The 13,096-nt window shown below is 66.7% G+C and carries 13 protein-coding genes; 4 read left to right on the plus strand and 9 right to left on the minus strand.

Translation table 11 applies throughout. The features are described 5' to 3' along the window. Positions 1-342 precede the first annotated feature (342 nt). The gene (locus AC5P7E_RS08080) at positions 343-1,464 is read right to left on the minus strand and encodes an inorganic phosphate transporter (RefSeq protein ID WP_005408993.1); all 1,122 of its coding nucleotides are present in this window, start codon (positions 1,462-1,464) and stop codon (positions 343-345) included. 13 nt (positions 1,465-1,477) lie between these two features. Further along, the gene (locus AC5P7E_RS08085; RefSeq protein WP_004152833.1) at positions 1,478-2,104 is read right to left on the minus strand and encodes a DUF47 domain-containing protein; all 627 of its coding nucleotides are present in this window, start codon (positions 2,102-2,104) and stop codon (positions 1,478-1,480) included. Between the two features lie 292 nt (positions 2,105-2,396). Here AC5P7E_RS08085 and AC5P7E_RS08090 point away from each other — a divergent pair, with 292 nt between their 5' ends. Together AC5P7E_RS08090 and AC5P7E_RS08095 are read left to right on the plus strand one after the other, a co-directional pair. Further along, a complete protein-coding gene (locus AC5P7E_RS08090) occupies positions 2,397-3,701 on the plus strand; it encodes a hemolysin family protein (RefSeq protein WP_032966609.1) in 1,305 nt (434 codons plus the stop codon). Beyond that, positions 3,685-4,344 carry an exopolysaccharide biosynthesis protein gene (locus tag AC5P7E_RS08095; protein ID WP_065183389.1) on the plus strand — a complete coding sequence of 220 codons (660 nt, stop codon included), beginning with the start codon at positions 3,685-3,687 and terminating at the stop codon, positions 4,342-4,344. The genes AC5P7E_RS08090 and AC5P7E_RS08095 overlap by 17 nt, the downstream gene beginning before the upstream one ends. A 92-nt stretch (positions 4,345-4,436) precedes the next feature. On the opposite strand, the gene AC5P7E_RS08100 is transcribed toward AC5P7E_RS08095, so the two are convergent. From AC5P7E_RS08100 to AC5P7E_RS08115, 4 genes are all read right to left on the minus strand, one after another. Further along, a complete protein-coding gene (locus tag AC5P7E_RS08100; RefSeq protein ID WP_033834120.1) occupies positions 4,437-4,934 on the minus strand; it encodes a pyridoxamine 5'-phosphate oxidase family protein in 498 nt (165 codons plus the stop codon). A 68-nt stretch (positions 4,935-5,002) separates the two neighbouring features. After that, on the minus strand, positions 5,003-5,998 hold the full coding sequence (locus AC5P7E_RS08105) for an LLM class flavin-dependent oxidoreductase (RefSeq protein WP_099561642.1): 996 nt from the start codon (positions 5,996-5,998) through the stop codon (positions 5,003-5,005). Between the two features lie 223 nt (positions 5,999-6,221). Continuing rightward, positions 6,222-6,989: a sulfurtransferase gene (locus tag AC5P7E_RS08110; protein ID WP_114618433.1), complete on the minus strand. Its 768-nt coding sequence runs from the start codon at positions 6,987-6,989 to the stop codon at positions 6,222-6,224. A 295-nt stretch (positions 6,990-7,284) separates the two neighbouring features. Beyond that, positions 7,285-7,650, minus strand: a complete 366-nt coding sequence (locus tag AC5P7E_RS08115; protein ID WP_005412913.1) for a DUF6164 family protein — start codon at positions 7,648-7,650, stop codon at positions 7,285-7,287. Positions 7,651-7,720: 70 nt separating this feature from the next. Between AC5P7E_RS08115 and AC5P7E_RS08120 the strand changes: the two genes are divergently transcribed. Both AC5P7E_RS08120 and AC5P7E_RS08125 read left to right on the plus strand, forming a co-directional pair. Then, positions 7,721-8,155, plus strand: a complete 435-nt coding sequence (locus AC5P7E_RS08120; RefSeq protein ID WP_005408986.1) for an FKBP-type peptidyl-prolyl cis-trans isomerase — start codon at positions 7,721-7,723, stop codon at positions 8,153-8,155. After that, complete coding sequence (locus AC5P7E_RS08125; protein ID WP_043034338.1) at positions 8,142-9,389, plus strand: TIGR03862 family flavoprotein; 1,248 nt, start codon at positions 8,142-8,144, stop codon at positions 9,387-9,389. Before AC5P7E_RS08120 ends, AC5P7E_RS08125 begins: the two co-directional genes overlap by 14 nt. A 53-nt stretch (positions 9,390-9,442) precedes the next feature. Here the strand turns inward: AC5P7E_RS08125 and AC5P7E_RS08130 are convergent, their stop codons facing one another. The 3 genes from AC5P7E_RS08130 to AC5P7E_RS08140 form a co-directional block, all read right to left on the minus strand. Next, on the minus strand, positions 9,443-9,904 hold the full coding sequence (locus AC5P7E_RS08130; RefSeq protein WP_043034339.1) for a GNAT family N-acetyltransferase: 462 nt from the start codon (positions 9,902-9,904) through the stop codon (positions 9,443-9,445). A 99-nt stretch (positions 9,905-10,003) separates the two neighbouring features. Further along, positions 10,004-11,626, minus strand: coding sequence for an FMN-binding glutamate synthase family protein (locus tag AC5P7E_RS08135; protein WP_043034340.1), 1,623 nt, complete (start codon positions 11,624-11,626; stop codon positions 10,004-10,006). 55 nt (positions 11,627-11,681) lie between these two features. Continuing rightward, complete coding sequence (locus tag AC5P7E_RS08140) at positions 11,682-12,968, minus strand: nucleotide sugar dehydrogenase (RefSeq protein WP_005408982.1); 1,287 nt, start codon at positions 12,966-12,968, stop codon at positions 11,682-11,684. Between the last annotated feature and the right edge of the window lie 128 nt (positions 12,969-13,096).

Raw genomic sequence — 13,096 nt, forward strand, 5'->3', positions numbered from 1 at the left:
CGCATCAAACCGAAACTGAAAGGTCTGAGCCCGGTAGAGTACCGGGAGCGGGCCCAATCGGCCGCCTGATCCCGTCCAAGTCTCGGGGGTCACTTCACCATGGGGGCTCGATGGCGCCATCCATGGCGCCAACGGTCCTGCATATCCACCCCACCCCGCCGCTGACAGGTTCCTGCTGCTGTTGGTGGGTGCCGACCGTTGGTCGGCACGGGATCGGATCCCTGCTTCTGCTCTGGTAGGTGTCGACCTTGGTCGACACGATGTGTGCGGAAAATTCTTTGCCCATGAAAAAAGCCCGCCGGATACCGGCGGGCTTTTTCGTTTGCAACCCTGGCGTGGCGATCAGGTCCAGCCGAACAGCTCGAACAGCTTCAGGATCAGGTACGCACAGCCGCCGGCTGCCGGGATGGTCAGGATCCAGGCCCAGACGATGCGTTCGATCACGCCGAACTTCAGCGAGCGCGGGTTCTTGGCGAAGCCGACGCCCATGATCGCGGTGGAGATGCTGTGCGTGGTCGAGACCGGCATGCCGAAGTGGGCGGCCAGGGTCAGGATGGTGGCCGAGCTGGTCTCCGCGGCGAAGCCGTGGATCGGGTGCAGCTTGACCATCTTGTGGCCCAGGGTCTTGATGATCTTCCAGCCGCCCGAGGCGGTACCGGCAGCCATCACTACCGCACAGGTCAGCACGATCCACATCGCGATGCCGTCACCGGCGTGCGCGTCCGGGTGCATGAAGGCCAGCCAGGACGGCAGGTCATCCAGTGCGCCGGTGGCCTCGGCACCGATCAGGGTCATGGCGATGATGCCCATGGTCTTCTGCGCATCATTGTGGCCGTGGGCGAAGCCCATGTAGGCCGCCGAGGCGATCTGGGCCTTGCCGAAGAAGGCATTGACGATGCGCGGGCGGGCCAGGCGACCGATGGCGCCACCGATCCTGGCCAGGCCGGCGATCAGGCCCCACAGCAGCACCATCACCACGATGCCGAGCAGGAAACCGGCGATCGGCGAGGTGATCATCGGCACGAACACCTTCCACAGCAGGCCCTTGTTCTGCGCCCAGCTGCCCAGGCGCTCGGACCAGATCAGCGCGTCCCAGTTGTTGTGGGCGGCCGCCAGGCCGGCGCCGCAGAGGCCACCGATCAGCGCATGCGAGGACGAGGACGGCAGGCCCTTCCACCAGGTGATCAGGTTCCAGATGATGCCGCCCAGCAGCGCGCACAGGATCACCTGCGGGGTGACCTCGACCACGTTGGTGTTGAGCAGGCCCGAAGCGATGGTCAGCGCCACCGCGGTGCCGGTCAGCGCACCGATGAGGTTCATGAAGGCGGCCAGCATCACCGCCCAGCCGGGCGAGAGCACCTTGGTCGCGACCACGGTGGCAATGGAATTGGCGGTGTCGTGGAAGCCGTTGATGAACTCGAAGACGAGTGCGGCCAGGATCACCACCAGGACAAGGGTCAACATGCGGCGGCGTCCGTCAGCTGTTCTTCAACACGATCTGATACGCAACCACGCCGGCCTCGCGGCAACGGTCGATGGCCTTTTCCAGGATCTCGAAGAATTCCTTCAGCAGGAACATCTGCAGGTTGTCCAGGCGGCCGGAATAGATGTCGCGGTACAGCTCGAGCATCAGGCGGTCGGCCTCGTTTTCCAGCGAGCGCAGCTTCTCGTTCAGCGCGGTCATCCGGTCCAGGTTCATGTGGCGCAGGTCGGCCACCATCTCCACCACCACGCCGGCGGCCTGTTCCAGCATCGCCGCGCGCGGCGCGAAGTCGATGTGCTCCAGGTGGGTCGTGGCCAGCGAATAGCGATCGGCGAACTTCTCGATCTGCTTGGGGATCTTGTACAGGGCCGAGCCCAGCGCTTCGATGTCTTCGCGCTCGATCGGGGTCATGAAGCTGTCCACCAGCGCCTGGCTGATCTTGTCCGAGGCCGCGCGCTCGCGCAGGCGGGCCAGCTTGAAGGCGTCCAGCGCGGGCTGGCGGTCGGCCTCGCGCAGCATGGAATGCAGCGCCTTGGCGGCGTCGGAGGCCGCGACGGCGGCCTCATCGAGCAGGGTGTAGAACTGTTTGCCGGAACCGAAAATGGTCTGCAGAGAGAACATTGAGAAACCTGTCAGCCGTCGCGGGAAGGACGGCACCAGACGGAATTATGACGGCTAGATGACCATCTCGGGTATCCCCGCCCCCTTTCCGGGGCTTGGAACCCCGAACCTGAACAGGCGGTTGCCACCCTGCCACGCCCCTTTGCTAAGATGCCAGCGCGCCTTCGGGCGCATCCTATGGACGACGACCCTTATCCCCCAGCGCCGCGCCGGACCCCGTTCCTGAGCGCCTGCCGCCATCGCAAGCACCCGCCCTCCCTGCCACCAACCGGGGACGACGCCCGTGTTTGAAATGATCCTGATTGTCTTCGCGCTTGTTCTGCTGAACGGCTTCTTCGCCATGTCCGAGATGTCGGTCATGACCTCGCGCAAGAGCCGCCTGAAGCAGATGGCCGCCACCTCCAAGCGCGCGGCCAAGGCGCTGGAGCTGTCCGAGAAGCCGGAGAGCTTCCTGTCCACCGTGCAGATCGGCATCACTGTGATCGGCGTGCTGACCGGCTACCTCGGCGGCGAAGCGCTGGGCGAAGCCTTCGCCGGCTGGATCCAGGGCCTGATGCCGGGCTTCGCCTATGCCGGCAACATCGGTACCGCGCTGGCGGTCAGCCTGATCACCTTCATTACGCTGATCTTCGGCGAACTGGTGCCCAAGCGCCTGGCGCTGACCCGTTCGGAGGCCATTGCCGGCCTGGTCGCGATGCCGATGAGCTGGCTGGCCAAGCTCGCCCTGCCCTTCGTCTGGCTGCTGTCCAGGACCACCCAGCTGGTGCTGCGCCTGTTCGGCCTGGGCAAGGATGAAGTCGCCTCGGTGACCGAAGAAGAGATCCGCATGCTGGTCGCCGAAAGCCACGAGGCCGGCGTGATCGATGCCCACGAGCGCGACATGATGAACCGCGTCATGCGCCTGGGCGACCGCACCGCCGACAGCCTGATGACCCCGCGCAACCGCATCGCGTGGCTGGATACCCAGGCCGGGCTGGAGCGCAACCTGGAAATCATGGCCGAACACGAGTTCTCCCGGTACCCGGTGTACCGCGACAACGACATGGACGTGGTCGGCGTGCTCGAACTGAAATCGCTGGCCACGCGCATGGCGCGCGGCGACAACGCGCTGTTCCAGACCCTGCGCGAACCCCTGTACGTCTCCGAATCGACCCACGCGATGAAGCTGCTGGAAATCTTCCGCGAGGAACAGCAGTCGATGGCACTGGTGGTGGACGAGTACGGCGAGATCCAGGGCCTGGTGACCATCAGCGACCTGATGGGCGCGGTGGTCGGCCGCCTGCAGGCGGTGGAGAACGCCGACGAGGACGCGCTGGTGGTGACCCGCGAAGACGGCTCGCTGCTGGTGGACGGCTCGCTGCCGATCGAAGACGTGCGCGAACTGATCGGCAGCAACGACCTGCCCGACGCCGAGGACGGCGACTACTACACGCTGGCCGGCATGTGCATCCATTACTTCGGCCGCATTCCGCACGCAGGCGAGTACTTCGACTGGGCGGGCTGGCGCTTCGAAGTGGTTGACCTGGACGGTGCGCGCGTGGACAAGCTGCTGCTGCGCACGTTGTCCGACGAGCAGGCCGATGAGCTCACCGCCTGAGCCCGGCAAGGGTCCGGGCGACGAGCGCCCGGCCTATCGCAACGAGGGCATCCGTACCCTGCTGGAGATGTTCGCCTCTGGCGATCCCGCCGAGCACATGCCGCTGGGCCAGATCCTCGGCAACCTGCAGCAGAGCGCGTTCGGCGTGTTCCTGTTCGTGGCGATCCTGCCGTCGTTCATCCCGATCCCGGGCATGGGCGGCGCGGTCAGCGGCCCACTGGTGGTCCTGATCGGCCTGCAGATGCTGTTCTGCCTGCGCCGGCCCTGGCTGCCCGGCTTCATCGCCCGCCGCGGGCCGAAGCGCGGCACCATGCATCGTTTCCTGGACCGCATCGACCGACCGCTGCGGCGCCTGGACAAGATGCTGAAACCCCGCCTGCCGCAACTGCTGACACCGCTGCCCGCCCACGCCTTCAGTGGCCTGCTGCTGGTGCTGCTGGGCCTGCTGCTGTCGTTGCCGATTCCCTTCACCAATTTCCTGTTCGGCTTCCAGCTGCTGCTGTTCTCGCTGGCGCTGCTGGAACGCGATGGCGCGCTGATGCTGTTCAACTGGATTGCCGCCGTGGCAGCGATCGCGTTCTTCGGTTTCAGTTCGGGGCAGCTGGTGGGTTATACGGTGGAGCTGTTCCAGCGCTGGTTCTGATCCGGAATCCGGTAGAGCCGGCCGCTGGCCGGCTGCCACGTTTCCAGGGCTGCCGGCCAGCGGCCGGCACTACCAATACCGGACATCGGTCATCACCGAAGATCAATGAAACCGTTGTCGGCCAGCGCCGCCGGTTCGTCCTGCACCGCCGACAGCACGAACGTCAACGCCTTGCCCAGCAGCGTGCCCGGACCGTCCCAGTACTCGGCACTGTCGGCGCGCACATGGATCAGGCGAAGGTTGGGGTCATCCTTGCCACCGGGGAAGAACAGCTTCATCGCCGGTGACCACAGCGCCTCGATCTTCGCGCGATCATCGACCACGCGTGCCCGCCCCGCCACCGACACATAGGTGTTCTTCGAGGGCGAGGCATACGCCACGTTGACCCGCGGGTCGAGCGCGATCTCGGCCACCTTGGGGCTGTCGCCGGTGATCACGAACCACAGGTCACCGTCGAAGGCGACCTGCTGGGTGGCCAACGGCCGGCTGTAGAGGCGGCCATCGACGCCGGTGGTGGTGAACATCGCCACCTCCACGTCCTTGATCAGTTCGGCCAGCTGGGCGATGTGTTCGGCACGGGTGTCGGCCATGTGGGGGCTCCTTCGATATGAGCCCCCATCAGACGCGGTTCGGCCGCAATGGGCCGTGACGCAATTGTTCAGCCCGCGTGGCGGGCGTGCCAGGCCTGCATGGTGAGTTCGAACGAGCGCAGGCGCGCGCGGTGGTCGTACAGGTTGGCGGTGAGCATCAGCTCGTCGGGCTTGTGCCGTTCGACGAACGCGGCGATGCCCTCCGCCACCTGCTGCGGATCGCCCAGCACGGTGCAGGCCAGCGCCCGCTCCACGCCCAGTTTTTCGTGCGGCTCCCAGAAGGACTCGATGTCGTCGATCGGTGCCGGAATCTTGCCCGGTCGGCCGCGACGCAGGTTCACGAAACTCTGCTGCTGGCTGGTGAACAGGCGCCGCGATTCGATTTCGCTGTCGCTGGCAACGACGTTCAGGGCCAGCATCGCGTGCGGCTGCTTCAGCGTGGCCGAGGGGCGGAACTCGCGCCGGTATACAGCAACGGCTTCATCCATCGCGTCGGGTGCGAAGTGCGAGGCGAACGCATACGGCAGGCCCATCGAGGCGGCCATGCGCGCACCGAACAGGCTCGAACCGAGGATCCAGGTCGGCACCCGCAGGCCGCCACCCGGAACCGCCTGCACCGCCTGTCCGGGTTGTACCGGCTCGAAGTAATGCAGCAGCTCGCGCACGTCCTGCGGGAACTGGTCGGCGCTGTCGAAGTAGCGGCGCAGCGCACGCGCGGTCGGCTGGTCGGTACCGGGTGCACGGCCCAGGCCGAGGTCGATGCGGTCCGGATACAGCGAAGCCAGCGTGCCGAACTGCTCGGCCACCTGCAGCGGGGCATGGTTGGGCAGCATGATGCCGCCGGCACCAACGCGGATGCGCTTTGTGCCACCCGCCACGTGGCCGATCAGCACGGCGGTGGCCGCGCTGGCAATGCCCGGCATGTTGTGGTGTTCGGCCAGCCAGTAGCGGCGGTAGCCCAGCGCATCGGCGTGCTGGGCCAGTTCCAGCATGTTGGCGAAAGCGGCGGTGGTGTCACTGCCCTCGCAGACCGGGGCCAGGTCAAGGATCGACAACGGGATCATCAGGCGTTTTTCCGTCACAGGATCCCCCATGCATGGGGTCGGCCAGGCGCCGCGGCCAGTGACGGTGGCGGGATGCTGATTCCCGTGTGGCGGGTTCAGGGCTGACCGGGCCGATCCGGGGTGCCCTGGTCCGCGCCAAGCGCGATTGGTAGTGCCGGCCGCTGGCCGGCATACAGGTAGATGGCTTCGCAGCCGGCCAGCGGCCGGCTCTACCGCGGAAGCGTCAGAACGCGCTGGGGCGCGGCTCCGGCAGCGGCTGGTCGACCATCGGCTTCAGCTCGGCATCCAGCGCCACGCGCTCATCGAACACGAAGCAGCGGCCTTCGTAGCCTTCGCCACCCACCTCCTCGAAGTAGCCGAGGATGCCACCGTCCAGCTGCAGCACGTTGTCCATGCCGTCGTTGACCATCCACAGCGCCGCCTTCTCGCAGCGGATGCCGCCGGTGCAGAAGCTGACCACGGTGCTGTCTTTCAGCGCCTCGCGGTGCGGCGCCAGCGCCTCGGGCAGGTCGGTGAACTTGTGAATCGGCAGCACCAGCGCATCCTTGAAGGTGCCGTACTCCACTTCCTGCAGGTTGCGGGTATCGAGCATCACCACCGGCTTGCCGGCGTCGTCATGCCCCTGCCGCAACCAGCGTTGCACCGTGGCCGGATCGACCGCCGGCGCGCGCGGATAGTCCAGCGGCTGACCGTCGTCACGGCGGAAGCTGATGATCTCGTCCTTCACCTTGGCCTTCAGCCGCGCGAACGGCTGATGTTCACTGAAGCTGGTTTTGACCCGCATATCGGCAAACCGCACGTCAGAACGCAGCGCCGAGTAGAAACCCTCGACCGCCTCCGGCGCACCCGCCAGGAACAGGTTCAGCCCCTCGCCCGCCACCAGGATCGTGCCCCGCAACTGCGCCGCCTCGGCACGCGCCAGCAACTGGTCGCACAGGGCCTGGGGAGCGTCGATGACGGCGAAATGATAGGCAGCGGTATTGGCGATCATCCTGCCATTTTAGCGCCTCCCGCCCCTCCGGGCAGATTCAGGGGTCAGAGCCCTCTGCGCAGCAGAGGGACCCGACCCCAAGCCCGGCAAACAACCGGAATCTGTCATGGGTGGGGCGGTGTGGGCAGGCGGGGGCGCAGAGCGCCATGGATGGCGCTCTACGAGGCACGCAGGAGCAGCTTTTGCCGTCCCCCGCCTGTCCACACCGCCCCGCCCTCCCACTGAAGCCCGGCTTTTGACGTTGCTGTTGCCGTTGCGTCTGCGGGTGCCGGGTGCAACCCGGCCAGAAGCCCCATTACCCCCGCAACAGCACGAACGGCAGCAGCACCAGCGCCGCCGCACCGGCCATCCCCAGCAGCACCAGCACCACGTAGACCGGCCGCCGCCGGAACAGGCTGCCGAAGGTCTCCGCCGTGCCATCACGCAATGCCTGCTCACGCTCGGCACGGATGCGCGGCCCGCGTTCGGCCTGGTATTCCGCCATCAGCGCCTTCGCTCGTGGATGATCAGCGTCCTCGCGCAGCCACAGGCCACCATTGGAGATGCCCCAGGGGCTGGGTTCGGTGCGATACCAGGCGATGTCGTGCTGGTCGAGCAGCGTGCAGACATCGGCATATTCGTCGTCGCCGACATTGCGCAGATTGAGCAGGAGTTTTGCCATGCCCCCATGATACCCGGCGCCGATGCGCTACCCTTGCCGCCCTCGCCCTGCGCCCTTCCGGAGACGCCCGATGCGCCGCCTGCTGCTTCCCCTGCTGCTGTCCCTCGCCGCCGCTGGCTGCACAACCGAACCGTCCGGCCCACCGCCCGGCGGCACCCTGACCACCTTCGAGCGCATCGATACCGTGCCCGGCACCGGCACCGAAGCCGTTGCCGGCAGCAAGGTCACCGTGCACTACACCGGCTGGATCTACGACAACCGCACCGAAACCAAGCACGGCAAGACCTTCGACAGCTCCTTCAAGCACGGCGAACCGTTCACCTTCGCGCTCGGCGCCGGCCAGGTCATCCGCGGCTGGGATGAGGGCGTGGCCGGCATGAAGGTCGGTGGCAAGCGCACCCTGATGATCCCGCCGGATTACGGCTATGGCGACCGCCGGGTTGGCCCGATTCCGGCCGGTTCGTCGCTGGTGTTCGATGTCGAGCTGCTCGATGTCAAACCGTAATGCCGCACCGCTTCCGCGGGTCGCCGTCATCGGCGGCGGCCCGGCCGGCCTGTTCGCCGCCGAGCGCCTGCGCGCCGCCGGTCTGGAGGTGGACCTGTACGAGGCCAAGGGTTCGCCCGGCCGCAAGTTCCTGATCGCCGGCAAGGGCGGGCTCAACCTCACCCATTCCGATCCGCGTCCGCTGTTCGACAGCCGCTACCGCGAGCAGTCCACGACCGTGGGCCGCTGGCTGGATGGCTTCGATGCGCAGGCATTGCGCGACTGGGCCGGCGGCTTTGGGGTGGAGACCTATGTGGGCAGCTCCGGCCGCGTGTTCCCGGTCGACCGCAAGGCCGCGCCGCTGCTGCGTGGCTGGGTGCGCCGGCTGAAGGAACAGGGCGTGCGCCTGCATGCCAACCACCGTTGGATCGGCTGGAGCAACGACGGCGCGCTGCGCTTCGCCACCGAAGCCGGCGAGATCGATGTCCACGCCGATGCCACCGTGTTGGCGATGGGCGGCGGCAGCTGGCCGCAGCTGGGCAGCGACGGCGCCTGGGTTGCACCACTGCAGGCCCGTGGCGTGGACATCGCGCCACTGCAGTCAGCCAACTGCGGCTTCGACGTGGACTGGACCCCGTTCTTCGCCCAGCGCAATGCCGGTGCACCGTTGAAGCCGGTGGTCGCGCACTGGATCGACCTGGCCGGACAGCCACAGTCGCTGCAGGGCGAATGCGTGGCCAGCGAGTACGGCATCGAAGGCAGCCTGATCTATGCGTTGGCGGCGGACCTGCGCGAGACCATCAACCGCGATGGCCACGCGATGCTGTGGCTGGATCTGGTGCCGGGCCGCGACGAGGCGCGCCTGCTGGCCGATCTGTCACGCCCGCGCAAGGGCCGCAGCTTCGGCGAGCACCTGCGTCGCCAGGCGGGCCTTGATGCGGTGAAGGCCGCACTGGTGTTCGAGATTCTGGGTAAGGAAGCCGGCAACGACCTGCCTGCCGTGGCGGCTACGCTCAAGCGCCTGCCGCTGCGCCTGCTGCGTCCCCGGCCGAAGGCCGAGGTGATCAGCACCGCCGGTGGCGTGCGCCTGGATGCGCTGGATGATGGCCTGATGCTGCGGGCCGTGCCCGGTGTGTTCTGCGCCGGCGAGATGCTGGACTGGGAGGCGCCGACAGGTGGCTACCTGTTGACCGCGTGCTACGCCAGTGGCCTGCGCGCCGCCGAGGGCGTGATCGGGTGGCTGGCCGGGCGGTGACGCCTGCATTGTAGAGTCGAGCCATCCTCGACTGCCTTACAGTCCCCGGGCGCTCACCATGGCCTGCGCATGCTCACCGAAGCCAGCGCCACGCCGCTGGGATGCGGGTAGACCTGTTCGCGCACGCTGATGAATCCCTGCCGTTGGTAGAACGGCACCGCATTGAGCGAGGCCGACAGCACCACCTCACGCTCACGATCGGCCATTGCCAGCAGGCGCTGCATCAGCGCCTGGCCAATTCCCTGGCCGCCACGATCAGGATCAACGAACAACGCGTCGACTTCATTGGCATCGGCATCGAACACACCGAAGCCAAGAAGGCCGCCCTGCCCATCCTCGGCCACCACGCAGCCGCCCTGCCCCAGCAACCGCGCGTACTGCGACGGCGGCGGCGAGGCCGACCAGGGCGCAATCACTTCGGGCGGATAATGGCTGCTGCAGGTCTCGCGCACGCAACGCGTGCGCAACGCCCACAGCGTGGCGACATCATCCGTGGTGCCGGTCCGGAACCGCATGGCATCTCCTTGCAGCGTCGAGCCATGCTCGACGGTTCTTCGTTCCAACATCGCGATGAGAGAAGCAGCCGAGCATGGGCTCGGTTCTACAGCAACACGTTATCGCGACTTGCTGGCCCGCAGCGCCTGGATCTTCGGCGGCGGCTGGAAGGAATCGCTGCGCGCATCGGCCCAGAACGCATGGAACACGGCGTGGTCCGGCACCTTGTGCAGCAGCTCGCCCGGTTCAAGGTAGCGGTACAGCGAGGCCAGCGAACGGATCTCAACAGGCGAAACCCGACGCAGGATATGCTCCGGGCCCAGTTCCGCCGGGTCGTTCAGGCCCGCGGCACACAGCAGTTCCTTCAAGGCATGCAGCGTGTGCTCGTGGTAGCTGTACACACGGGTGGCCTTGTCCGGTGCATCCAGATGCTTCCAGCGCGCCGGGTCCTGGGTCGCGATGCCGGTCGGGCACTTGTCGGTATGGCAACTCAACGACTGGATGCAGCCCAGCGCGAACATGAAGCCGCGGCCGGCATTGCACCAGTCGGCACCCAGCGCGATGGTGCGCGCGATGTCGAACGCACTGGTGATCTTGCCGGCTGCACCGATGCGGATGCGCTCGCGCAGATCGAGGCCGACCAGGGTGTTGTGCACCAGCAGCAGCGCTTCGTGCATCGGCACGCCGACATGGTCGACGAACTCGGCCGGCGCCGCGCCGGTGCCCCCTTCGGCACCGTCCACCACGATGAAATCCGGCAGCAACCCGGTTTCCTGCATCGCCTTGGCAATGCCGAACCACTCCCACGGGTGACCGATCGCCAGCTTGAAACCGACCGGCTTGCCCCCGGACAGCTCGCGCAGGCGGGCGACGAACTGCAGCAGCTCGACCGGTGTCGAGAACGCCGAGTGACGCGACGGCGACACGCAGTCCACGCCCATCGGCACGCCCCGGGTCACCGAGATCTCGGCAGTCACCTTCGGCGCTGGCAGCACGCCGCCATGACCCGGCTTGGCACCCTGCGACAGCTTGATCTCGATCATCCTGACCTGTTCATGGGTGGCATTGGCAACGAAGCGTTCCTCGCTGAAACCACCCTTCTCGTCGCGGCAACCGAAGTAGCCCGAGCCGATCTCCCAGACCAGATCGCCGCCCATCTCACGGTGATAGGGCGAGATCGAGCCTTCGCCGGTGTCGTGGTAGAAACCACCACGCCGCGCGCCTTCGTTCAGTGCGCGGATGGCATTGGCCGACAGTGAACCGAAGCTCATCGCCGAGATGTTGAACACGCTGGCCGAATAGGGCTTGGCACAGTTCGGGCCGATCAACACGCGGAAGTCATGCTTGGCGATGGCGGTTGGCGCCAGCGAATGGTTGATCCACTCGTAGTCCACCGCATAGGTGCTGCGCAGGGTACCGAACGGCACCGTGTCCATCTCGTTCTTGGCGCGCTGGTAGATCAGTGCACGTTGCTGGCGCGAGAACGGCACATCCTCCAGGTCACTCTGCACGAAGTACTGGCGGATCTCCGGGCCGATCGATTCCAGCCCGTAGCGGAAGTGCGCCATCACCGGATAGTTGCGGCGCAGCGTGCTGCGTTTCTGCAGCAGGTCCCAGGTCCCCAATGCCACCATCGCGGCAGTCAGGCCGACGCCCCAGTACCAGGCCGGCCAGATCGTGGCCAGCCACAGGCATATCGGGAACATCAGGATGGCGAGCAGGTAGACGATGTACCGGTGCATGGCTTTCCTCGGTTGCAACTGTTCCCGAGTCTACCGCGCCGCTCGCTGCCAAGGCTTACAAACGATCGTCAACGACGTTGCGCGGCCAGGCCGATTTGACGTCGTAGACCAGGCCGCCTGGCGCCAGCAGCGCCCGGATTGCGTCTTCATCCATTGCCTTGAAACGGGCGTGGGCCACCGCCAGCACCACCGCGTCATAGCGCCCTGCCCCGGGTTCGGCCAGCCAATCCAGGCCCTCGCCGGTCAATGCCGCCGGGCCGACCCACGGGTCGCTCACCTCCACCTGCGCACCCGCATCGCGCAGGCGCTGGGCCAGTTCCAGCGCGCGGCTGTTGCGCAGGTCCGGGCAATCCTCCTTGAAGGTCACGCCCAGCACCAGGATGCGTGCCTCCGCCGGTGCACGGCCACGCTCGGCCAGCATCGCCAGCACGCGCGCCGCCACGTGCTCGCCGACGCGGTTGTTGACCTGCCGCGCGGTGTGGATCAGGTCCGGGTGGTAGCCCACGCTTTCGGACTTGTGCAGCAGATAGTACGGATCGACGCCGATGCAGTGACCGCCAACCAGGCCTGGCCGGAACGGCAGGAAATTCCACTTGCTGCCAGCGGCGTCCAGTACGTCCTGGGTATCAATGCCGAGCCGGTCGAAGATCAGCGCCAGCTCGTTGACCAGCGCGATGTTGACGTCGCGCTGGATGTTCTCGACCACCTTGGCTGCTTCGGCCACGCGCATCGACGGCGCCGGGAACGTACCGGCGTCGATGATGCGCTGGTAGAGACCATCGATCACCGCAGCGACTTCCGGGGTCGAACCAGACGTGATCTTGCGGATGTCGGCCAGGCGCCGCTGGCGGTCACCGGGACTGACCCGCTCCGGGCTGTAGCCGCAATAGAAGTCTTCGTTGAAGCCCAGGCCCGAACCCTGTTCCAGCAGCGGCACGCACACTTCCTCGGTGGTGCCGGGGTACACCGTGGACTCGTAGATCACCAGATCGCCGGCGCGAAGATGACTGGCAATCAGCCGTGTCGCCGAACGCAGGGGCTCCAGGTCGGGCTGCTCGTATGCATCGATCGGGGTCGGCACGGTGACGATATAGACGTTGCAGGCATCGAGCAGCGAAGGATCGCTGCCGTACTGCAGATGCGTGGCTTCGGCCAGCTCGTCGGCCTCCATCTCCAGCGTGTGATCGCGGCCACCGCGCAGCTCCGCGATGCGGCCGGCATCGATGTCAAAGCCCAGTGTCGGCCAGTGCCGGCCAAACGCCACCGCCAATGGCAGGCCGACGTAACCCAGGCCGATCACGGCGAAACGCGGCGTCACCGCCGCCGCAACGGGCACGCTCATCGGCATGTCCCGTGCACCGGGTGAAACCGGATGCGTGCCGCCATGGCTTGGGCCAACCCACTCATTCGCTGTACCACTCCGGAAAACCCGCACCAGAAAGGCTACAGCCTACCGGCCCCGGTACCCCG

It is taken from the genome of Stenotrophomonas sp. YJH_SMC_25 (assembly GCF_059369595.1).